Source organism: Falsiroseomonas oryzae (assembly GCF_027856955.1).
Lineage (GTDB): Bacteria > Pseudomonadota > Alphaproteobacteria > Acetobacterales > Acetobacteraceae > Falsiroseomonas > Falsiroseomonas oryzae.
Map to the genome: position 1 here is coordinate 30,080 of NZ_JAPSMD010000003.1, position 20,760 is coordinate 50,839.

Below are 20,760 nucleotides of genomic sequence, written 5' to 3' on the forward strand. Positions count from 1 at the left end.
GGGATCATGCCCCGGACGGCCGCGGGCCGAGTTCATGGTATCTGTCGGCAATCCTGATCGGGGCGCCGACAATCAGCTTGCGGGCGTCGTCGATGTCGAAGGCATAGATATGTGCTGATGCGACATAGCCGCGCAGCACGCCGCTGACTGTGTTGCAGCGCCGCGCCAAGTCGCTCTGCAGCCGCGCCAGCGCCGCTAGATTGGCGTATTGGCGACCGAAGATGTTCTGGCTGCGGAAAAAAAACTGCAGGTCCAGCTGCCCCCGCCGGATCTTGGCGTCAAGCGTCGTCAGGCAAGGCAGGCCGGCAGCGGTGCTGCCGGTAACCAACAGGTTTATTGTTGCGGATTTCGTGTCGGGCTTGCGTAGCAGCCGCTCGACCATCCAGTCGAGCTGATCTACGCCGTCCATGTCGAAAATGCGCTGGCCGTAGGTGAAGGGACGCTCGGGCATGGAGGCGCCCCGCGCGAATTTTGCGAGGGTCCGGGTCACGACCGCCGGATCACCATGGGCCAAGATGATCGGATCCTCCTCCCTCGGCGCCGTGATCTCGACGGCCAGCCCAAGCAGTTCGATCAGCCCGACCTCTCCGTCGTGATGGGGCTGTCCGTGGTTCAGCACATAGCGGATGCTCCCGAGCCAGCATTCTCCGATGGTCTGCGCATGGATGCCCGGCGGCCGGGCTGGCTTGTCATGCTGCATGAGAATGGCCCCCCGTTTCAGAAGTTTCGGTTCCAGAGCGCCTCGAAGTGCTGCGGTTCGAGCGTCGCGCCGCGCCGTGAGGCGGCCGCCTCGATCCGCGAGAAATGGCCGCTGCCATTACCGTCATCCGCGAAACTGTCGTGCTCGATGCGCTCGAGCCGATGCCAGGCGCCGTCGAGATGGCGAACGGCGATCTCTCGGCTCTCGGTGACGCTGCCGATAACGGTGACCCTTGCATCCTGCGCTGCGGCCAGTTGTTTCAGCGCCAACAGGTGCTCGGGCGGTACGGCATAGAGAAACTGCCAGTCGCCGCCCGCGGCCCCCAGCTGCAGCGGCGAGAGACCCGACGCCAAAATGAGTTCGTCAAGGTCGGGATGCATCGGGATGCGCCGCTCATCGACAAGGGCGCCGCATTCGCTTGCGCCGCATATCGCGTGGATTGCCCCGGGCAGGCCATCGCTGATGTCGGTTCCGGCGTGCGGTATGCCAGCCTCGGCAATGGTGCGGCCGAGGCTGAAGGGCGGTCGCTGCTCGATGATCGCCCGTTCGACGATGCGGCGGGCGCGATCGCCGAGCGGGAGTGCGCGCTTGCAGGCGATCAGTCCTAGCAGCATCGAACCGAGGACGCCCGTGACCACCAGCGCATCGCCGGTCCGGGCACCCGAGCGGCGGATGCGTTTCTCGCGCGATACCGTGCCCAGGGCGGTGGCGATAAGGGCGAATTTCGGGTTCTGCTTGGTGTCGCCGGCGACGATCTCGGCGCCGTAGCGCTTGGCGGCATCGGCGGCGCCCTGCATGACACCGCGGACGAACCCGAGCGTACTGTCGACGGGAAGCAGCAAGGCCACGGTCACTGTGCGCGGAATGCCACCGGCGACGACAATATCGCTGATGGCATGGGAAACGCCAAAGTCTCCAACACATTCTGGGCCGGCCAACCCGAGCCCGTAGGCAGCGTTGAGCCCGGATCTGTCTGTGTTCAGCACCAGCAACTCGTCGTCCCTAAGACGAAGATCGACGAAGGCCGCATCGTGGCCGAATCCGTCGACCAGGATGCTGGGGGCGGTCATCAGGCTAGTTATCTCGGCCACGACACGACGCTCCCCGGCTTGGCGGACCGTCAATTCTTTGTCCATCGCCTGTCCCATTACTCCATTTGCAGAAAAACGATCTCTGTTGGCCACGTGGCGGAGTGACAACAGCTTCTCCCGGCACAGTCAATGTTGCCCCACGCCGGCTTAAAGCCAACCAGCCGCCTCTGGGCTTGAACCCCTGGCGTTCTCGGCTGCCGGGGAGAACATCGTGCCGTCCGATCTACGGACGCACACAGCCCGTTCCATCCCGGCAGCACTCTCTCCGCAAGTTCCCTGACAAACCGCGCTCCGCATGACCGAGCGCAACGCCGTGTGGCAGGCTGCCGAGAGTTTCGGGGCAGACCTGTTCAGTGACCCGGCGCGGAACCGTCGGAAAATCCGCCTCCGGCCGCCAACTCTCTCAGGACCTTCTGATGCCACCGAGCCCATGAACTGACCTTCGCCAGCCACTGGAACGCGCAAGAGGATGCTAGGTCACGTGGGCAAACCTAATCCATAGACGGATCGAGGACAGGGCGGCGAAGCCGAGGAAGCTGTCGGCAGTCTGGTCGTAGCGGGTGGCGACGCGACGGCTGTTCTTCAGGCGGTTGATGAAGCACTCGATGCGGCTGCGCAGCGCGTAGAGGGGCCGGCTGACGTAGTGCTGGAGGTGGCGGTTCCGCTTCGTCGGGATCTCCGGCACGGCACCGCGGTCGCTCAGATCCCGCCGGATCGGGTCACTGTCGTAGCCCTTGTCGCCGAGCATGATGGCGGGATCGCTGTCGCGCGCTTCCATCAGCGCGTCGTAGTTCGAGCAGTCCGCCTCCTGCCCGGCGGTCACGTGCAGGGCGATGGGCAAGCCGTGCGCGTTGCCGCGGATGTGGAGCTTGCTCGTGAAGCCACCTCGCGAGCGCCCAAGACCCTGTCGATGAGTCCCCCCCTTCCGCCGGCGGCGCAGTGGTGCGCCCGGATGCTGGTGCTGTCGATCATCTGCAGGAGGTCCGCCTCGCCGGCGCCGTCGGCCAAGGCTTCCAGCACCACATCCCACAAGCCGGAGGCGGTCCAGCGCCGGAACTGGCGGAACACCGAGTTCCAGTTGCCGAGTTCGACCGGCAGGTCACGCCATGGCGCGCCGGTGCGGGCAATCCAGAAGATCGCGTCCAGCACGCGCCGGTGGTCGCGGGCGGGCCGGCCGCCAAGCGGGCTGGCCGACACCAAGAAGGGTTCGAAGAAAGACCACTCTTCGTCCGTCAGCAGCCCGCGGATCAACGCCGATCTCCATGCCAGAGATCAGCTTGGAATCACGACCGCGTCCGGCTGGGAATCCCCGTTCGGCAGGTTTGTCCACGTGACCTAGGGGCGCGACAGGCCCAGCGTGTATCGACACCACTGCCTTTGCGCTGGCCGAATCCGTTGCGGTGTTGCAAGTTCGGCCCATGCAATTCCATTCGCAGTCGATCCACCATGATTGAGCATCTGACACTCAAGAGCTTCCGAAAATTCCAAGAATTCAGCATCGCGCTGAAAGCTGGGAACATTCTGGTCGGCCCCAATAACGCCGGAAAATCATCAATCCTAGATGCCTTGCGTCTCCTTGAGGCCTGCTTCCGCTACACCACAAACAAGACCCCTGTTATGATGTCGGCACCAGGACACGGGGTAGTCGCAGGCTACGAAATCCCCGACACCGCCTTCCCGTTCAGCATGGCGAACGCGACCTACAACTACACAGACGACCCGGCCATACTGACCTTCCAGCACGCTAATGGCACAACAGCAATAATCCATTTCGACCCTCAATCTAACACAAAATTCTTTGTTGAGGGATCAACAGCACGCCTCAGTACGGGAGCCAAATTCCGTTCTGCGTTTCCGGTCGATTTTGTTCTTATTCCAACTCTCTCGCCGCTCGAGCCAGACGAGCAGCTTGTTCGCGATGAGACCGTCCGCAGGAACGCGGGCAACCGCCTCGCCAGTCGGGTGCTCCGCAACATCTGGTATCGCAGAACCGACAGCGAATTTGACGAATTTGCCCGGGAGATAGCGTCGGCGTGGACGGGCATCGAGATCAAGAAGCCCGAGTTGCAACGCGCCGAAGACCGCACCTTCCTGCGGATGTACTATGCCGAGAATAGGATTGATCGGGAAGTACAGTGGTCTGGCTTCGGCTTTCAAGCTTGGCTGCAGATCCAGACGCATATTCGGCGAGCCACTGAAAACAGTATCCTCGTCATCGACGAGCCCGATGTCTATCTACACCCCGATCTGCAGAGGCGCCTCCTCTCTGATATCCGAACGAGATTTCCGCAGTACGTCATGGCCACGCATGCCATAGAGATCATAAACGAGGCGGACGCGGGTGAGATCGTCGCCATCAACAACAGGCAGAAATCAGCGCGGCGCGTGCGCACTGACGAGGACTACCAATCCGTCTATCGATACATCGGTTCAGGAGAGAACGCCGCCTTCGCCCGGCTGGCGAAGGCGAAGAAAGTGATTTTTGTCGAAGGTGAAGATGGGCGGCTGCTACGGAGGTTCGCATCACGGCTCGGCTTTTCTGCCCTGGCCCAGGCCGAGAGCGTGCCGATCGTAAGGCTTGGCGACTTCAGCGATTTGAAGCGCGCCACCAGCGCTGTGTCGGCGCTCGGCCGCATCCTTCAAATGGACATACAGATCGCCTGTGTCTTTGACAGGGGATATCGGTCAGACTTGGAGATCGACGAGTTCCTTTCCGATCAGCCAGCCGAGAACATGCAGTGCTTCATTCTACCCCGCAACGAGATCGAAAATTTCCTGCTGGTCTCGGGCGCGCTGCATAGGGCCGTCCTTCATCGGATGGGCGAGCGAAAGGCAGCAGCCCTCCTGCCCGACGGCGCAATCGACATCCTGCTGAACGATGCCGTGTCCGAGCTCCGACACCTCGTGGAAGGTCAAATGATTGGCCACGCGATTCGATATGCGAAGCGCGTCGACCAAGGTATCGACGAGGGGGCCATCGCCGGCAGTGTCGTGAGAAAACTCTCTGGAGCCTGGGATGACCTCGGGAAGTCCTGCGGCTTGGTTCCGGGCAAGGAGACGTTCAGCATGCTTCTGGGAATGCTTCGCGGCCGCCACGGCGTGAGCATCAGCGACACGTCCGTCATCGATGCCATGCAAAGAAGCGATTTTGATCCTGATCTGGTTCGAATTCTGCGTGAACTTAATGCGTTTTGCGAAGAAGCCCAAGAAAAATAACATGCGGTGAAGATGGATGCGCTCTGTCGAAGCTGAAGCCGGCTGAAGCTATGTCAGATCCGGCTTCTGAGCTTGTAGTTTATTACGCAAGATCTCTGCTGCATCGGCAAAGGCGCATGAGGGGTTCGCCAAGGGGCGCACCATCATGACCGACGGAGGCGGTCCTTCATAAGGGTTGCCTTCCATGATCGCGAGCCATCCTCCGACGCCGAGCCGCTGCAAGCTGCTCTCAGCCTCGACAATCTCCGTCTCGGAGGGGTCCGAGTGACGGCCAAGCGTCACATACCGACCATCATCTCCGAGAAGGATCCAGCGCCGCTCACGGCTACGCTGTTGATCAGAAGGCAAACGGTCGGTCCTCCCTTATGGACACTTCCGGGAGCGTCACGCCGTCGGCTGGTCAGGCAGGTTCAGAGAGCGGACGTACTCCCAGCAATCTTGCTTCTTTGCCCACTCCGAAACCATGCGGCCTGCCGACGACGCCTGCAACGCTTCGTCCACCTGCTTCGCCCAGGTCGTCGCCACGGCGACCGCCTGTGGCGTCATGGCCTGCTCCGTCCAGACCCTGTCAAGATCGATGTGTGCCCGTAGCCTCTCTGACATCAGCGCCACCGTGTACACGGTCACGTTCGCCTGGAAGGCGGTAACCAGCGGCCGCACCAGCTTCTGAACCGTACGGAAGACGATGACCTGCGCGACGATACGCTTGTAGTCCGAAGCGTTGGAGATCGGCCACCGCGCCGCCCCCTCCTCCTCGTCAAGCAGCTGGCTGAACCTCTCGAAGTTCTTCTGAAGGCCGAAACTGGCGACCTGCGGAAACCCGGCCCAGGTCATGAGGCACTTGGCCAACTCCGTCTTGTTGAACTTCTTCGCCGGCGGGAACTCTGCCTTCAGCTTCTTGAGGCGAGACGCCGTATCGCCCTTCCGCGCCAGCATGACGTTGTAGCTGCCCGCCGCCCGCTCGTAGAACCAACGCGTCGTCCCATCAGGGCAGAAGGTCGACTGCGACAGCTGCTCGAGCTGGCGGTGGAATGGCCGGTTGGCGGAGAGGTCGGAAACCTTCACCGCACTCTGGCTGTTCGCGAAGCGCGAGACGTTGGACACCAGCGCTTCCCGCGCGGCCTCGCCGTCCTCCCCTCCAGCACCGAGGATGATGATCTTCGCCGGAACCCGCACCGAGCGCAGATCGGTGTCTGCCGCCTTCTTCTTTGTGAAGTAGATCGACGCGGTGGTCTGCCCACCGTTCACGATCTGAACGCCGCGCAGCCACGCGATGCCAGGTCCACCATCAGCTGTAGCCTCATACCCGGCCTCGTCGGCGATCATCACCACGCCGTTGTTGAACGCCATGAAGTGCTCGGGGCTTGTCCGAAGCGTGTCACGTATGCCGCGGTTCACCTTGTTCGTAGAACTCAGGAAGGAGCGGACATTCGCCTCCAGCAGCCGCGCCCCGAACTTCTCGTAGGTCACCCGCAGCGCTTCGCCTGGCAGCGCGGCAAGTGCAACGCTGTAGACAGTCTCCTGACCGGGTATCAGCACACAAGGGAGGGGAGCCCCCGAAAGGGACTTGAAGTCGAACACCATCTCGTCCCGCGGCTTTCCCTCGGAAAGGTGACGATACAGTCGCTCGATGTCCATGACCTCCAGGCGCACGGTCTTCCCATTCACCTCGCGGCTCTTGAAGCTTTTCGACTTCGCGACCCGATCGGTCAGCACGTGGATGGTGATGTGGTCCAGCTTCGGGAAGATCATCTCGATGATCTGCGCGAGCTCGTGGGCCTCGTTCGCCTCGTCGATCCGGCTGGCGAGGCGCCCCTCAGCGCACTTTGCAAGGAAGGCAAGACAGCGGCCCGCCGCCTGCGTGGTCTCGCTGTCCGGGACGGGTGCAACAGTCTCCATCCCATCGTAGAGGCTGACGAACAAGTCGAGCTGCTCGTCGTCCCGACTGACCGCGTAGCCGCTCAGCCTGAGCTCGGCGCGATCCACGCGTGCAGCGTAGTGGCAGACCACCGGATCGGACGTCATGCCGATCTCCGCCATATGGTCCATGACAAGCTCGGCGAAGACCATCTCGCTGTATGGCGGGGCATCACCCTCCGCCATGCGCTCGCGGATATCGGTCTGGAGCTGCTTCAGGAAATCCTCAACCGTCATTTCAGGCCTGCCGCCTCCAGGATGGTCGTGAGCGAGGTTGTCGGAAGTGCACGCATGTCGAGGTCGATCACGTACCGCGCTGACACCACACCGCGAGGCACCGACGCAGCGGTCAGGAGCGGGAAATCGCTACCCACCTCGATCCAGCGCAGGTCAGATAAGGTCAGGCGCCGCGTATATCGGTCGGCGAACGCGTCGATGTAGCCTGCGCGGAGCAGACGAGCCGAGAAGCTCTGACCGGCATGGCCACTACACGCGGCCAGCCGCGCTCGGAGCTGGGCCACACGGTGCGGCAGTGTCGATCCGGCATCGGAGCCGGCCAACCGCACAGCGGCGAGGTATATTGGCGACCTGATCGCGAGGTCCAACTGCTCCAGGGAGCCGATCGTCGCCCTGAAGCCAATAGCCGAAGTCGTCGCCTTGGCCTCCAGCGCCCCGACAGGAAGCATGAAGTCGTGCAGGCCGCGCAGGGGACCCTGCCACATGTCAACGACCGCCGCGCTGTCAGGAAGCGCTGCCAGCAGCTGTTCGAGCACGACCAGCTCGCCGTGCAAACCGATCTCCTCGTCCTCGCTCAGGATCCCGGCGCGCTGATACGACATGAAGTCCTGCCAGGCGCGGATACGAGCGAGAACGGCATCCGCGACTGCCTGCTCATCGTCATGGAGCGCGTCGGCAAGCAGGCCGATGAGGTCCTGCGCCATGGCCTCGAAAAGGTCTGACCTCGCGCCCTGCTGCCGCGTCAGTGCCAGCAGCAGGAGGTTCGGGAGAGTGGGATGCCGGATCGCCTCGACAGCAAAGCCGCGGCTGGCCGGCAACTGGCTTGGAGCGGGCAGACGGGCCTGGTGGAAACCAATCAGCAGCGCCTCACGGTCGTCGGGCTTCTGCCGACCGGCCAGAACGGCTACCTCGCCCAGCCGCACCAGATGAACGATCCGCCAGCCAGAGCTTCCTGCATCGCCGGCCAGAGCCCGCCAGGCTTCAGCGAGGCGAACTCCATCACTCCGAGGAGCCATATTCCTGCTCCCAGAGCACGTTGTTGACCTTGTACTCCACCTTCACGCCGGACCGGCTCCCGGGAAAGCTGATGCCGAGGCCGACGATCCCTTCCACATCGGCCGGGAACTCGACACCAGTCCTGCCGGGATCAAGGACGTAGAGCAGAAGCAATCCGGAATTGGATCTCGGCGGAACGCCATCAGCACCGAAGCCGCGCACGCGCCGGATAGCTATGCCGTTAGGCGCATCAGGCTCGCTGGTTTGGTTGCGTCCAGCATCCGCCTTCCACGCCTCTCTGGTCAGGTCGAGTGCAGCCGCCCAGGAGGCATGATCCAGATCGATCGCCTCGTCACGTGGCGCCAGAAGTCGCCCGATCGAGAAGCGGTCCGCGGTGAACGTGCGCTGGCTACGCTGCGGCATCTTCACCGCGACGCCCTGGCCGAGCTCGATCACACGACGATCACCTCCGCCGAGAATAGCGACCGTCCATGAGGTCAACTCTCCCGTCCTCGACATCGACTCGATGAATTCTCCAAGGAGGCGAGCATCCGTCTTGTAGGCATCCGGATGGGTCTTGTACGCGGCGAGAAATGCAGTGATCCGGTCCGCCGGAACAGCCCGCCAGAGTGCACCTTCCCATTCGTGCTTCATCGATGGTCGGATGCGCTCGATCCGCGGGCTCTCATCCGGCACCCCGATGGCGTCAACCAGGGCACGCAGCGCCTTCAGATTGCCTCGCAGCACTCCAGGGTCTCGATGGAAGGCTACCGTCTCGACCACCTGCCCGCTGAAGGACAGCATGAGGGTCTTCGCCGACCTCATCTTTAGACGCGATGTGACCATCAGCACCGGATGTGACTGCACCTTCAGGCCGTAGTCGCGCGGCGTCCCGCCGCTGGCCTGCATGAGATCGAACTCCTCCCTCAGTTCCTCGGACGCATCGGCGATATGCCCGAACCAGTCGATGAGATCGGACGTGGTGTAGAGGCGGCAGAGATCGAGATATCCGGGCCTGTAGCCGAACCAGCGCCCCATCTGCATCAGCGTGTCGTACATGCGCGAGGCTCGGAGGAAGTAGCTCGTGCAGAGGCCCTCGAGGGTGAGCCCCCTCGCAAGCTTGTCTCCGCCAATGGCGATGACCTTGAGGCCCGTGGCCGCATTGTCGACGTAGTCCAGCGCGTCCTTCGCCGTGCCGTTGATCATCCGGACCTCAATGTCCGATGCGACATCAGGCAGGACGTCTGCGATCTGCTCCCAGCTCACCGGCCGGATCGAGGGATCGTCGACACGCGCTCGCACTGCTTCCGTGGCCGGGACGAAATCCTCCACCCAGAGCTTCCGGAGGTCCTCGACCAGGCGTGCGCTGTCGATGCGACGCTGAAGGCGCTGGGTTATGCCGCGCATCAGGTCAGCGACCTGCCGATGCACTTCGGTCTGCACGGCGTTGAACCTGGTGACGTGGATCAGCATCGAGCAGTGCCGATTGCCCTGGCCTCGGACCGTCCGCGCGGCACATGCCAGCAGGAACGAAAGGATCGCCGTCCTGAGAGAAGCCGGTACCCCGTCAGAAGTGACTGCGGGCGGGCTGTGAGTGCTCTTGTGACCCTGTGGCATCCACCCGCCGGCAACAGCGGCGTCCTGGTGATCGGCGACAACCCTGACCAGCGGAAGGCCGCCATCGCGTCCGTTCGTGGTGCGGAGGCCGAATATCCGCGCCGGGCCGACGTAGGTCGAAGGTGCCGCAAGATTCACGATGAACGCACTCGGGAACAGGTCCAGCCCCTCCTCGCGAGTGGCGCCTCGCTCGTGGATGAAGATGTTGGCGAAGGGCGTCGCCGTGTATCCGACGTAGGCCGACCGCGTGAACGAGTGCAGCAGCCTCCGGATGAGCTTGTTGATCTCCGTCGGGGAGTGGTTCTCGTCCGGCCTCCCCTGCTCATCGAAGACCTGCTCGCCGGTGTCGACCGACGCATGGTCCGCTTCGTCGTCCAGAAGCAGGAGCGGCAACTTCGTCACAAGCCGACGGCCTGTCTCCTGATCCCTCGAGTCGGCGACATGGTTCCTGACCCAGGCAAGGAGGCGCGTGAGGACCGTCTTGTTCTTCTTGACCACGAAGAGCCACGGCCGCTGCTCGGGGCTTATGCCGAGGTTCCGCGCAATGGCAGTCGAGAAGTCGCCGTTGTTGGTCCGGTTGGTCACATAGTTCGGTCGGATCGCGGGATCCCCGTCGATCTCACCGACGCCGATCGGCGCGGTGTCACCTGCCAGGGGAGCTGTCGCGTATCCCAGGAAGCCCTCATCAAGGCGCATCTGCGTCTGCGCACGCAGGTTGTTGTGAAGCCCCGCGAGGACGATGATGATCTTGTAGCCGGCATCTGCCGCCTTGCAGATGAGCCCGGTATAGTTGCCCGTCTTCCCCGACTGCACATGGCCGACCACGAGGCCGCGGCGATCCCAGTCACCCTCACGCCGGGGATCCTCGAGCAGCCCGAGTATGCCGTCGGTCGATCGGTCAAGAGCGTCGATGGCATCAAGCGGGAGGTCGCGCTCAAGCCACTCTCGGTACCTCTGCCAGAGACGCCAATCCTTCTTCCGCGCAGCCTCCAGCCAGGCGACATGTCCGGCATCGTTCTTCAGCGTTCCGTCGCGGCCGATCCACATGGAGAAGCGCCGGATGAGTTCCTCGGTGACCGCTGCACGGTCAAGGCCTTCGCCCCATGACGGCTTCATCCTGAGAACGAGATCGATCTGGTCGGCAATCAGCGCCGGCCCGATCCTGCTGCGGTCAGTCTCCTCCAGCAGGAGTTCCTGCACGAACTTGACCACCTTCTGCGCGTGCGTTTCCGGCGTTGCGTTCATTCGCGCTCAGGCCTCATTGGCAGGCATGTCAGGAAGTGCAGCGACGAGGTCCGGGTAGCCGTCGAACGGCTCCGACAGGAGCAGCCGCTCACGGGCTTCGGCAGGGCTGAGGCCGCGTCGCCTCACGAGATTCCGGTACATCACTTCGAGAACCTGACGGACCTCTGCAGGTGGCGACGCCGTGAAGCCGGTGCGCGGCGTCTCCTTCGCTTCCGCCGTGTCGAGCCAGATCCTCTGCACGGGGACCGTCTCCTCGACCACGCGAAGCATTGCCCGGACAAGCGGCGTCAGATCGCCTGCCTGGTGGAGCACGGCAGCCACTGCAGGGTGCGTCTCGTCGATCCGATAGCGCACGCCGTCTGCCGTATGCTGGGCGGTCCAGGCCTGGACGACCGGCTGCCCCGTCCGTCTGGCAATCACCCGCCCGCGCCATGCAAAGACCCTGCGCGCACGTTCGCGCGTGTCCTCCGCGAGTGCCGTGAGCCGGGGCCGGACCTCTACCGGTGGACGGGCCGTCGACTTGCGGACATCGATCTTCCAGGCTTCGTCTGCGCCGGAGCCGATCTCGACCCGGATCCGGGCGAGGCGGTGAGCCTCCTCCTTGGTCCAGGCACGCCCCCGGCCCAGTCCGAGCCATGTGCCACCGAGGAGCAGGCGCTCCTGACGATAGACGTAGAAGCCCTGCTGCGCGGTCCAGCCATCAGGCCCCCCTCCGGCAGCGTAGGCACGGGGGTCAAGGCGATCCTTGTGCGGCAGCACATGGGCCTGGACGACGATCGCACCGGCCGAACTCTGGATCCGCTCCTCCGGAGAAGACCATGTGTCCCGATGATCCTTGAGGAAGGGATCCCATGGCTCCACACGACGGCCGTTCAGCGTGATCCTGAAGCGCGGGCGTGAACCCTCGATGTAGCGGTGGAAGACCATCGCGAGATGGCGCTCAACCCGATCGATCAGATCGAGCATGTCCTGCTCGCGGAAGCCGGAAGTCAGGATCCGGTCCATAACCTCCCATGCCACAAGGGTCCCCGTCCCTTCCGGCGGCAGCACTGCGAGCAGCTGTTCCGATCCCGGTGCTGGTCCCTCGAGGAGTTCCCATTCGTGACCACCGGTCGCAGCAATCTCGTCCAGGTCCCAGCGGAGGCAGGACACTGACCCTGCCTGTCGGCTCGCGACCGTCAGCCGCCGGCACTGTGAGAAGGAGGCCGTCTTCAGGCCGAGGCCGAAGCGTCCGAGATCACCAGGGGCGCGTGGGTCGAGCGGATTGCGGTCGCCGAGACGCATGGACCGCTCGAGGTCCGCCGCGCTCATTCCGCGGCCATCGTCCACGATGGTCACATACGAAGACGAGCCAGCCCAGACGAACTCGATGTCGACCTTCGATGCTGCTGCGGCAATGCTGTTGTCGATGATGTCTGCCAGGGCCGAGGACGTCGAGTAGCCGAGGCCACGGAGGGCCTCGATCATCGCTGTCGCCTTTGGCGGCGCCAGGATCCGGCGGGGTGGGCGATTGCCGGTCATGGTACCAGGTTCTCGAATTGACGGTTCGGCAGAAGGCGCGGCAGGCGCTTAAGCGTTTTGGCCTCGATCTGCCGGATCCGCTCGCGGGTCACGCGGTAGACCTGCCCCACCTCCTCCAGGGTCAGCGGATTGCCGTCCGTCAGACCGAACCGAAGATCGATGATGCGGGCCTGTCGGGCGTCCAGATTGCGGAGGCTGGCGGCGAGAAGCCGCCGCAGGTCATGGTGCAGCAGGGCAGTCAAAGGCGTTGCTTCATCTACGAGGGGGGCTGGGACTGCGGCCTCCTCGTCAGGCCGCGTCCCCGTATCGTCCAACCAGATACCTTCCAGATCCGCCGCCAGGGCGCGTTCGACGGACAGAACGTCTGTCTCAAGCGCGTCCGCCAGCTCCCGTGGTGTCGGCTCCAGCCCGCTCTTGACGCGCAGGGCTTCTGAAACACGCTTCGCCTTGGCGATCCGCTCCAGCATATGCACCGGCACGCGAACCGTGCGCCCCTGGTCCTGCACGTAGCGGCTGATCGACTGCCGGATCCACCATGTCGCGTAGGTCCCGAAGCGGAAGCCGCGATTTGGATCAAAGCGGTCTATCGCCCGCAGCAGTCCGATCTGGCCCTCCTGGACTAGGTCGAGGAAGGGCACGGCGGCACGGGCATAGCGGCGAGCCAACCAGACCACGCGCTTCAGATTGGCCTCGACGATCGCCTGTCGCGCGTCGACGTAGCGCTGGAAGACATCGCTCAGGCCTGCCGGTCCAGCCGGCTGCTGTACCCTGAAGGCTGGCCGCCGCAGAACGGCAAGTTCGTGGCCAATGTCATCCGGGCGCCGGATGCTGGCGCGCAGGCCCTCACGGCCACACATGCCGTTCCGACCCAGACATGCCTCGGTCAGCTCCAGGATACGGCGAGGCGTCAGTCGAGCAGCAGCCAGAAGTTCCTGCGCCGCGCCTCGCTGAAGGAGTGTCCTCGCGGTCGCACGAAGATGCGCAGCCAGGGCGTCTGCTGCCGGGTTGCCTGCATCGCCAGGAAAATCGGCGAAGGCCTTCTCTCCCGGTTCCGCTTGGGTGTCCTGATCAGGATCCGATGCGTCCGCGCCGTCCTGGTCGTCTGCGCCCCAGTCGGCCTCCGATATCTCCCGCGGAAGCACGGAACGAGCATTGAGCTGATCCGCCCATTTCTCAAGAAGCGATGCCACCAGAGGGTTGGAGGAAGCAGCTCGCTGCAGGAAAGTCAGCGATGCAGCGATCTCGTGGAAGAGGCGCGTCTCCGCCGCCTTGGACAGAACCGGCGCGCGTGCCGCGGCTTCGAGCAGAAGACGCTCAGCATCGGGCGACGCGCCCCAGATCTCGGTCAGCCGTTCGGCTGCTGCTGCGACCTCGTATCCGGTCCCTGTCGTCCGCAGGTCATCGCCCTCGACAACGGCCATGCGCGTCCAGTCGATGGCATGCTCGTCTTCCACGAGGATCCCGAGGTCCTCCAGCAGGATCTCGAGCGCCGCGACAAGGCGGTGCCCCCGTTCGCCGTCGACCAGGCTTTCACGCAGGGCATCGAGTTCCTCGACAAGGATGCAGCCCTCGCGGAGACCAGCCGAGACCAGGTGGGTGACTGCGCGAAAGCCGTCAGATCCTTCCCTGAACGCGTCCGTCCAGTCCGGTGCCGTGTCAGGCAGGTCGATGTGTGTGTCAGCCCAGTCGGCATCCGGCAAAGCAGCTGCATGCCGGCTGACTGCCGTCTCGCGCTGTGCTGCCGCAGCGGCGATATCCGCCCCGGAAGGCGTCAGGTCCGGCTCAGGTTCGGGCTCCCATGCTGCTTCGACAGCTTCGTCCGGGATTATGCTTTTCGCCAGGATGTCGACTGCGTTCGACATCCCGGTAGCTTCCGATGAACCATTGTGAGCCTGTCGCAGCGTGGCTGCCGCTCCACGCATCATCGAGAGGCCGACAGGTGACAGCGCCTCCTGAGTAAGGTCCGACCAGTCAGTGGTGGTCCGGCTGGCCAGCGTGGCCGGATGGCAGGCCTGTTCGTCTTCGACGAACGGATGAGCCGGCTCGGCGCTCGGGCGTTCGGGTCCATCTTCAAGGGGCGCGTCATTCGACGGTCTCGGCAGGGGCCCGTCGCTGGGCCCTGGGCTCACTACAGGCGGCCCAGGATCCTGCTGACAGCCCCACTCCGTCGACGCCCCACCATCCTCCGGAACCCAGCAGACATCCTGAGCCGCGGCTTGTGTGTCGATGCCGCACGTGTCGATGGTGGTTTCGTGGGATTGCGCCCAGCCGGATGGGCGGTCTCCAGTCTGCGGCGCGTTGCCTTCGTGCAGTAGGACGTCGGCCGGCATAGTGGGGACGTCACCACCGCCCTGAAGAGCTGTCACACCCACGGAGGTGAACACATCGGCAGATGCGAACGGCAGTTGATAGGAGTTTAGCAGACCAGGGGCGGCCTTTCCGGACTGCACGCCATGATGGCTGCCCTGTTCGCCCGTTACGAGCGGGTCAGCCAATTCGGCTTCCTCTGCAGCAGGAACCTCAATCGCCGACCTTGGTGCCTCCCCGTCATCAGGCCCAGAGCCTGTCCGAGCCGCACTCCGGTCATCCTCGACGACCCAGCCGTCTGATGCATCAGCGCCGTCCGGAACCACGGAGACGTCACGAGCCTCAGCCTGCCCGTCGGTGGCGCAAGAGGCGTTGGACGTTGCTGGTGGGGGCGCCACGCCAGACGCAGCAGGAGCCTCAGGCTGCTCTGCAGCCTGCTTCTGCAGTGAGACGGCACCCAGCAGTGAGGCTGCTTCACCATCGTCGTGTATAGCTGCAGGCGGCTCAGCCGAGGCCGGCAGGCTTGGCGCCGAGTGTGCCGCTAGGAGGGCCAGGACGGGCGAATGACCCTTCACCCGCGCAAGCGAGATCGCGTCGTCACCACTCAAGTCACGCAGGGCTGGGTTGGCACCGGCCTGCAGCAACACCCGACAGACATCCAGGTGACCACGCATCGCCGCCAGCATGAGGGGCGTACGTCCCTGGGCGTCGCGACCGTCAATCGGCGCGCCGCGTCTGAGATGGAGTTCCACGGCGGCCGCAACACCCGAGGCCAAGGTCAGCCGGAACAGCGTCCCGAGGCTAGGCGACGTGCTCAAGCAGCCTTCCCCGCGCGCATGGTCCACGTTACCTGATAACACTTCCTACGGGCCGGCAAGTCGCCGGGCCGCCCCCTGGTCCATTCTGATGTAGAACAGATTCGGCCCTGGCGGCCAGAAGTTCAAGCCCGCAGCGAGGGGCAGAGCGTGCCGCGAAAGCAGTCCATCACCAGACGAAGCGACACACCGCCCGGACAAGGGCAACGGCTCGATTCCAGCAGCACACGCCGGCACCGCGGCGACATCATGTCCCCCGAGAAGCGCAGCGCCGTCATGGCGAAGATCCGGGGGCGGGATACGGGACCCGAAAGGATCGTCGCAGGGCTGCTCCAAGACGCCGGCCTGACCTTCGAGAGCCATGCCCGGGACCTGCCGGGCAGGCCCGATTTCGTGCTGCGTGACCGACAGGTCGCCATCCTGGTGGATGGGGACTTCTGGCACGGCTGGCGCTTCCCGGAATGGCGGGACAAGCTCTCGCCAGCATGGGAGGCCAAGATCGAAGCCAACCGCCAGCGGGATAGGCGGAACATCCGACGTCTGCGACGGCTGGGCTGGGCAGTGATCCGCCTGTGGGAGCATCAGGTGAAGCGGGATCCAGCGAAATGCCTGTCGCGGGTGCTTCTCCTTGTTGAACGTGCGTCGGACGGTCAGGCCGCCGGCCAACTATAGACAGCCTGCTGGTCGACGCCTCGGAAGCCTGGTAGGACCAGGTTCGATGACGATTCGAACACTTGACCTGTTCTGCGGCGGCGGTGGGAGCAGCTACGGGGCGAGGCGTGCCGGCGCACAGATCGTCTGTGGGGTCGATGCCTGGGACGTCGCGATCACGGCATACCGCTCGAACTTTCCTGAGGCGCGCACTGTCCAGCTGCGAATGACCGATCGCACGACGGTCGGCGAGGTCGGTGATCTCGGCGGCATTGACCTGCTTCTGGCCTCCCCCGAATGCACCAATCACACCTGTGCCCGGGGAAGCCGTCCACGGGACGAGGAGAGCCGCGCAACAGCACGCTACGTGCTCACCTTCGCTGCCGCACTCGAACCTCGCTGGATCGTCCTGGAGAATGTGGTGCAGATGAAGAGTTGGGATGGCTACCCAGGTCTTCTGGAAGAACTGAAGCGCCTCGGTTACTGCCTCCGCGTCGAAGTGCTCGACGCGTCAAAGTTCGGGGTCCGCCAATCGCGACGCCGCCTGTTCATCGTGGGAGATCGAAAGGCGGAACCTCCGCCGATCCCCCAACGCAAGGGGCGCGCACCTGCGGCTGCGGGGATCCTGGACAGACCCGGCCTTTGGCCGACCAAGCCGCTCTACACCCCAGGCAGGGCAGCCGCGACGATCGAGCGGGCCGAGCGGGGGATGACCGAGCTTGGGATGTATGAGGATTTCCTCATCGTTTACTATGGCAGCGATGGATCGGGGGGGTGGCAGCCGCTTGACCGACCCCTTCGAACAATCACGACCCTGGACCGCTTCGCATTGGTGACGTGGCAGGGGAAGGAGCCCATGATCAGGATGCTCCAGCCTTCTGAGCTGTCACGTGCGATGGGCTTCGACGGCGATTACTCGCTCACTGCCGTTCGCAGCCGACGCGACCGGATCAAGGTGTTGGGCAATGGCGTTGCCCCCCCCGTCATGGAAGCGATCGTGAAGAGCCTCGCCTCCGCCGGCTGAACCAGCCTGTTCCGGTTGCTCCACTAGGTACTCACGTTTGCGGCGGGAGGGATGTTGACGCCGAGCCATCAAGTTCCTATCATGTTCTCTTATGACACATGAGCGCTCGACCCGGTGCGCGCCCACCCAGCTCTGCGGCACACAGTTGCCTGCAGTTGGGACCATGCTGTCCTCCTTCTCCGCTCGAATAGCCCGGGCTGCCGCGCAAGCCTGAGCCACTCTGGGAGATTTCCCTGCTCGCTCGGGCGACCGCGGCCTGCCGTCGATGACGGCTCCCGGAAACCTCGAGCGGAAACTGCACACGATGACGATCATCATCGGTCCGAACGGCATCATCGAAGGTGCCGTTGCGGGCGAGATCCAGCGGCTGGCTGGGCTCCTCCACGATCTCAGACGCATTGCTGGCGGCCTGCCGCCAGATCCTGGCCACCTCCGCAGTGCGCCGCAGCTTGACGGATGGTCCATCACGTCACGCCCTTCGGCGTGCCTGACCGGTGTCGTCAGCGGACACCCGACAGCAAGCGGGCCCCGCATCATCACAAGTGACCTCTGGGTCATCGCGCCGACGGCAGGTTGGGCCCGCACGATGTCGAGGCTCTACCGGCTCGGCGATCCGGCATGCCCGACAGATATCACCTCCCAGGCTGCAGCGAGGTGACGCAGCGATGTGGCACAATCAGCAAGAGAGTTCGGTCGACAACGGGGCGCTCGACGCCAACTGCGACGCCGAGAACTCCGCACCGAGCACCACGCAGAGAACAGCCCCGGAGCTGTGCCCTGTTCGCGCAACCGCGCATGTGATGGTCCGCCGTGCCCTGCACGCCAATCCCACCCTTCGTACGCTCTCCCGCGCCGGATCAACGGTCATCGTAATCCGCGCACCAGATGAGCGTTGGGCTCAGGCCGTCGTGGATGCATGGTCGGCAGAGTGGCGCAGCGTAGCATGCGAGGCATCAATCGATGAACCAGATGCCGCCATGCCGGCGGACGCGCTGATGATCCGCGGCACGACGACGCTGCCGGGAGGTCGCGATCGAGAGGATCTTGTCAGGCGGATTGCTTCGGCGCTCGCGGAAGGCAGGCAAGTCCACGCACTGGCGTGCGCGCCTGATCGTGAGCTGCTGCCGGAGTTGCTCCAATTGGCGAATGCAACCGCAGCGATTGAGTGGCCGGACGGGGCGGATCTCGCAGAGGCCTTGGGACTGCACTACGGCCGTGCGCCTTCCTGGACGCCAACCAACGCGAACTCCGTGAACATCTTGCCGGCCGACCTGCTCCTCACCCACCGGCCGGATCGTGACCCGGACGCGCACCTGCGGAGAGCGATGGTTTTTGTCTCCCGCCGGCATCAAGCCGCCGTCGGTCAGCTTCGCCTTGAAGACCTTCACGGCATGCAGGCAGTTGTGGAATGGGGCCTCCGTCTGCGCACCGACCTTGCGCTTTACCGCAGCGGCCGGCTGCCGTGGCGTGACGTAGACAAGGGAGCGCTTATCGTAGGCCCGCCCGGAACCGGCAAGACCACGTTCGGCCGCGCGCTTGCTGCGTCCTGCTCGGTGCCGCTGATCCAGGGCAGCGTGGCCAAGTGGCAGGCGTCAGGAACTGGGCACCTGGGCGACATGCTCAAGGCAATGCGCCGCACGTTCGACGAGGCGCGTGCAGCGGCTCCGTGCATCCTCTTTGTGGACGAGATCGACAGCCTCGGGGACCGCAGCAGGTTCGATAGCCGCAATCGTGACTACAGCACGCAAGTGCTCAATTCGATGCTTGAGCTGTTGGATGGACTCGAAGCTAGGGACGGCGTCGTGTTCGTCGGCGCCACCAACCGTCCCGAGGCGCTCGACCCTGCCCTCATCAGAGCGGGACGCCTTGACCGGATGATCCGCATCGACCTCCCCTCTGCCGAGGAACTCCAGAAGATCTTCCGCCACCATCTTGGTCAGGAGCTGCCTGACGCTGATCTGCAGATGATTGTGCGATCGCGCGTCGGGATGACCGGTGCGGATGTGGAGCGAGCGGTGCGGGGCATGCGACAGCGCGCCAGGCATGAGGCCCGGGCTCCATGCATGAACGACCTTCTCTCCGAACTGTCGGATGCAAAGGTCATCTTGTCTGAAGACATGCGCTGGCGGATCGCCGTCCATGAGGCCGGTCACGCCGTCGCAATCCTGCATCTCCGCCCAGAAGCATTGAGGTCTGTGTCAGTCGGACGAACGGCAGGAGATACGGGCGTGCTGGGCGTCGTCGCTACAGCACCGGATCTCTGCGGTTCTGGTCCGGGGACACCCATCACGCGGCATGCAATCCTGAACGCGATTGCCGAGCGGCTCGCCGGACGGGCCGCCGAATGGCAACTGCAGGGAGAGGTCAGCGCGGGCGCCGGTGGATCGCCAAGCAGCGATATCGCGATGGCGACCTGGCTTGCGACGGTCGCCGTTTCCGCTTTTGGGCTGGACGGTAGCGGCAGTCATGCCCCCGTCTGGCGTGGCCTGCCGGATGTCGATGATGTCCCGCGGCTCCTGCTGCAGCATCCTGGGATCGCCCGGCAGGTCGAGGCCATGCTGCACGAAGGCTACGAGCGCGCCCTCTGCCTCATGCGGGACGAGGCCAGTTCCGTCGAGCAGGTGGCGAAGCGATTGATGGTTGCCGATTGTCTGACCGCGGATGAAGTGCGGGAAACGGTCTCAGCTGCGAGACAGGCCTGAACTCATGAGCAATGATGCCTCCATCGGAGACGCTCGCGACCTCGATACGGAGCGACCGGAAACCTATTCCTGCCCAGCCGAGGACGGGCAGGAACTGCAGGACGGGATGCGAATCGGGCGTTACCTCGTCTTGCGCGATGCCGAGGGACGGCAGCTTGCGATCGCCGCCCATGCGGTAGCCGCCGCCTCGGCGCTGGACGACGGCACACTTCTGATGCTGCCCGCCGGAAAGCTGGCGGTCGTGCCCCACCCATTCGCGAGGGTCGTCGGGTGGCTGGCTGCACTTCGTTGATCCGGCCGACGTCGGGGACCACCCGGCGCTGACGTGCGGCTCAGCCGTCAGCTTGCCGGCCGCTCGGCTTCATGACTGTCACTCCGGACCGCTACCGCGATCGGTGGTGGAGACTTCCGACGCCCTCAATCGGACGCCTGGTCCGACGGTATCGTCACCCGGCAGGAAGATCAGGCCAGCCTCCTCAAGTACACCGCGGACGGCCTCGGTCGTCCGCGCGTAGAGGCGATCGCCGCGCTCGAGGCGCGCGATGGTATTCGGCGATACCTTGGCAAGCGTTGCCAACTCCCGGACTCCGAGACCGAGGGCTGCACGTGCCATCCGGCATTGAGCGGCTGAAAGCATAGTAACACCGTTATCATTTTCCCTTGACACGGTCAGGGGAAACCACCACCTCTGTTACTACCTTGCGACAATGTCTCAAGGTTG

Annotated in this window: 14 protein-coding genes and 1 pseudogene; 6 read left to right on the forward strand and 9 right to left on the reverse strand. The window is 64.2% G+C overall.

All coding sequences use genetic code 11. The annotated features are described in order from the left end of the window. Positions 1 to 4: 4 nt before the first annotated feature. From OZN99_RS00960 to OZN99_RS00970, 3 genes are all read right to left on the reverse strand, one after another. Positions 5 to 700 carry a thymidylate synthase gene (locus OZN99_RS00960; RefSeq protein WP_270933286.1) on the reverse strand — a complete coding sequence of 232 codons (696 nt, stop codon included), beginning with the start codon at positions 698 to 700 and terminating at the stop codon, positions 5 to 7. A gap of 17 nt (positions 701 to 717) precedes the next feature. Beyond that, a complete protein-coding gene (locus OZN99_RS00965; protein ID WP_270933287.1) occupies positions 718 to 1,836 on the reverse strand; it encodes a thiamine-phosphate kinase in 1,119 nt (372 codons plus the stop codon). Positions 1,837 to 2,263: 427 nt separating this feature from the next. Beyond that, positions 2,264 to 3,060, reverse strand: a protein-coding gene (locus OZN99_RS00970; protein WP_270933316.1) for an IS5 family transposase whose coding sequence is annotated in 2 segments (ribosomal slippage) — positions 2,264 to 2,718 and positions 2,718 to 3,060 — 798 coding nt in all. Because the reading frame shifts where the segments join, the coding sequence is not laid out codon by codon here. Between the two features lie 177 nt (positions 3,061 to 3,237). On the opposite strand from OZN99_RS00970, the gene OZN99_RS00975 reads away from it, so the two are divergent. Next, positions 3,238 to 5,007: an ATP-dependent nuclease gene (locus tag OZN99_RS00975; RefSeq protein ID WP_270933288.1), complete on the forward strand. Its 1,770-nt coding sequence runs from the start codon at positions 3,238 to 3,240 to the stop codon at positions 5,005 to 5,007. A 384-nt stretch (positions 5,008 to 5,391) separates the two neighbouring features. On the opposite strand, the gene OZN99_RS00980 is transcribed toward OZN99_RS00975, so the two are convergent. The 6 genes and pseudogenes from OZN99_RS00980 to OZN99_RS33470 form a co-directional block, all read right to left on the reverse strand. Continuing rightward, positions 5,392 to 7,161, reverse strand: a complete 1,770-nt coding sequence (locus OZN99_RS00980; protein ID WP_270933289.1) for an AIPR family protein — start codon at positions 7,159 to 7,161, stop codon at positions 5,392 to 5,394. Then, the gene (locus OZN99_RS00985; RefSeq protein ID WP_270933290.1) at positions 7,158 to 8,177 is read right to left on the reverse strand and encodes a PD-(D/E)XK motif protein; all 1,020 of its coding nucleotides are present in this window, start codon (positions 8,175 to 8,177) and stop codon (positions 7,158 to 7,160) included. Before OZN99_RS00985 ends, OZN99_RS00980 begins: the two co-directional genes overlap by 4 nt. After that, positions 8,161 to 11,019 (reverse strand): Z1 domain-containing protein, encoded by a 2,859-nt coding sequence (locus tag OZN99_RS00990; RefSeq protein WP_270933291.1) that lies wholly within the window; start codon positions 11,017 to 11,019, stop codon positions 8,161 to 8,163. Before OZN99_RS00990 ends, OZN99_RS00985 begins: the two co-directional genes overlap by 17 nt. A 6-nt stretch (positions 11,020 to 11,025) precedes the next feature. Continuing rightward, positions 11,026 to 12,486, reverse strand: a complete 1,461-nt coding sequence (locus OZN99_RS00995; protein WP_270933292.1) for an ATP-binding protein — start codon at positions 12,484 to 12,486, stop codon at positions 11,026 to 11,028. Between the two features lie 50 nt (positions 12,487 to 12,536). Continuing rightward, positions 12,537 to 15,035 (reverse strand): sigma-70 family RNA polymerase sigma factor, encoded by a 2,499-nt coding sequence (locus tag OZN99_RS01000; RefSeq protein WP_270933293.1) that lies wholly within the window; start codon positions 15,033 to 15,035, stop codon positions 12,537 to 12,539. 357 nt (positions 15,036 to 15,392) lie between these two features. Beyond that, positions 15,393 to 15,707, reverse strand: a pseudogene (locus OZN99_RS33470) (ankyrin repeat domain-containing protein); the annotation flags it as partial. Between the two features lie 204 nt (positions 15,708 to 15,911). Here OZN99_RS33470 and OZN99_RS01005 point away from each other — a divergent pair. The 5 genes from OZN99_RS01005 (at position 15,912) to OZN99_RS01025 (ending at position 20,331) form a co-directional block, all read left to right on the forward strand. Next, on the forward strand, positions 15,912 to 16,334 hold the full coding sequence (locus OZN99_RS01005; RefSeq protein WP_270933294.1) for a very short patch repair endonuclease: 423 nt from the start codon (positions 15,912 to 15,914) through the stop codon (positions 16,332 to 16,334). A 46-nt stretch (positions 16,335 to 16,380) separates the two neighbouring features. After that, positions 16,381 to 17,337 carry a DNA cytosine methyltransferase gene (locus OZN99_RS01010; RefSeq protein WP_270933295.1) on the forward strand — a complete coding sequence of 319 codons (957 nt, stop codon included), beginning with the start codon at positions 16,381 to 16,383 and terminating at the stop codon, positions 17,335 to 17,337. 304 nt (positions 17,338 to 17,641) lie between these two features. Next, positions 17,642 to 17,995 (forward strand): DUF6634 family protein, encoded by a 354-nt coding sequence (locus OZN99_RS01015; protein WP_270933296.1) that lies wholly within the window; start codon positions 17,642 to 17,644, stop codon positions 17,993 to 17,995. Positions 17,996 to 18,002: 7 nt separating this feature from the next. Continuing rightward, positions 18,003 to 20,039, forward strand: a complete 2,037-nt coding sequence (locus tag OZN99_RS01020) for an AAA family ATPase (protein ID WP_270933297.1) — start codon at positions 18,003 to 18,005, stop codon at positions 20,037 to 20,039. A 4-nt stretch (positions 20,040 to 20,043) separates the two neighbouring features. Next, complete coding sequence (locus OZN99_RS01025; RefSeq protein ID WP_270933298.1) at positions 20,044 to 20,331, forward strand: hypothetical protein; 288 nt, start codon at positions 20,044 to 20,046, stop codon at positions 20,329 to 20,331. Positions 20,332 to 20,760: the final 429 nt, after the last annotated feature.

Excerpts from the sequence above, each read along its gene's own strand:
- OZN99_RS00960 (WP_270933286.1), bottom strand. The coding sequence starts at position 700 with ATGCAGCATGACAAGCCAGCCCGGCCGCCGGGCATCCATGCGCAGACC.
- OZN99_RS00965 (WP_270933287.1), bottom strand. The coding sequence starts at position 1,836 with ATGGACAAAGAATTGACGGTCCGCCAAGCCGGGGAGCGTCGTGTCGTG.
- OZN99_RS00975 (WP_270933288.1), top strand. The coding sequence starts at position 3,238 with ATGATTGAGCATCTGACACTCAAGAGCTTCCGAAAATTCCAAGAATTC.
- OZN99_RS00980 (WP_270933289.1), bottom strand. The coding sequence starts at position 7,161 with ATGACGGTTGAGGATTTCCTGAAGCAGCTCCAGACCGATATCCGCGAG.
- OZN99_RS00985 (WP_270933290.1), bottom strand. The coding sequence starts at position 8,177 with ATGGCTCCTCGGAGTGATGGAGTTCGCCTCGCTGAAGCCTGGCGGGCT.
- OZN99_RS00990 (WP_270933291.1), bottom strand. The coding sequence starts at position 11,019 with ATGAACGCAACGCCGGAAACGCACGCGCAGAAGGTGGTCAAGTTCGTG.
- OZN99_RS00995 (WP_270933292.1), bottom strand. The coding sequence starts at position 12,486 with ATGATCGAGGCCCTCCGTGGCCTCGGCTACTCGACGTCCTCGGCCCTG.
- OZN99_RS01005 (WP_270933294.1), top strand. The coding sequence starts at position 15,912 with ATGTCCCCCGAGAAGCGCAGCGCCGTCATGGCGAAGATCCGGGGGCGG.
- OZN99_RS01010 (WP_270933295.1), top strand. The coding sequence starts at position 16,381 with ATGACGATTCGAACACTTGACCTGTTCTGCGGCGGCGGTGGGAGCAGC.
- OZN99_RS01015 (WP_270933296.1), top strand. The coding sequence starts at position 17,642 with ATGACGATCATCATCGGTCCGAACGGCATCATCGAAGGTGCCGTTGCG.
- OZN99_RS01020 (WP_270933297.1), top strand. The coding sequence starts at position 18,003 with ATGTGGCACAATCAGCAAGAGAGTTCGGTCGACAACGGGGCGCTCGAC.
- OZN99_RS01025 (WP_270933298.1), top strand. The coding sequence starts at position 20,044 with ATGAGCAATGATGCCTCCATCGGAGACGCTCGCGACCTCGATACGGAG.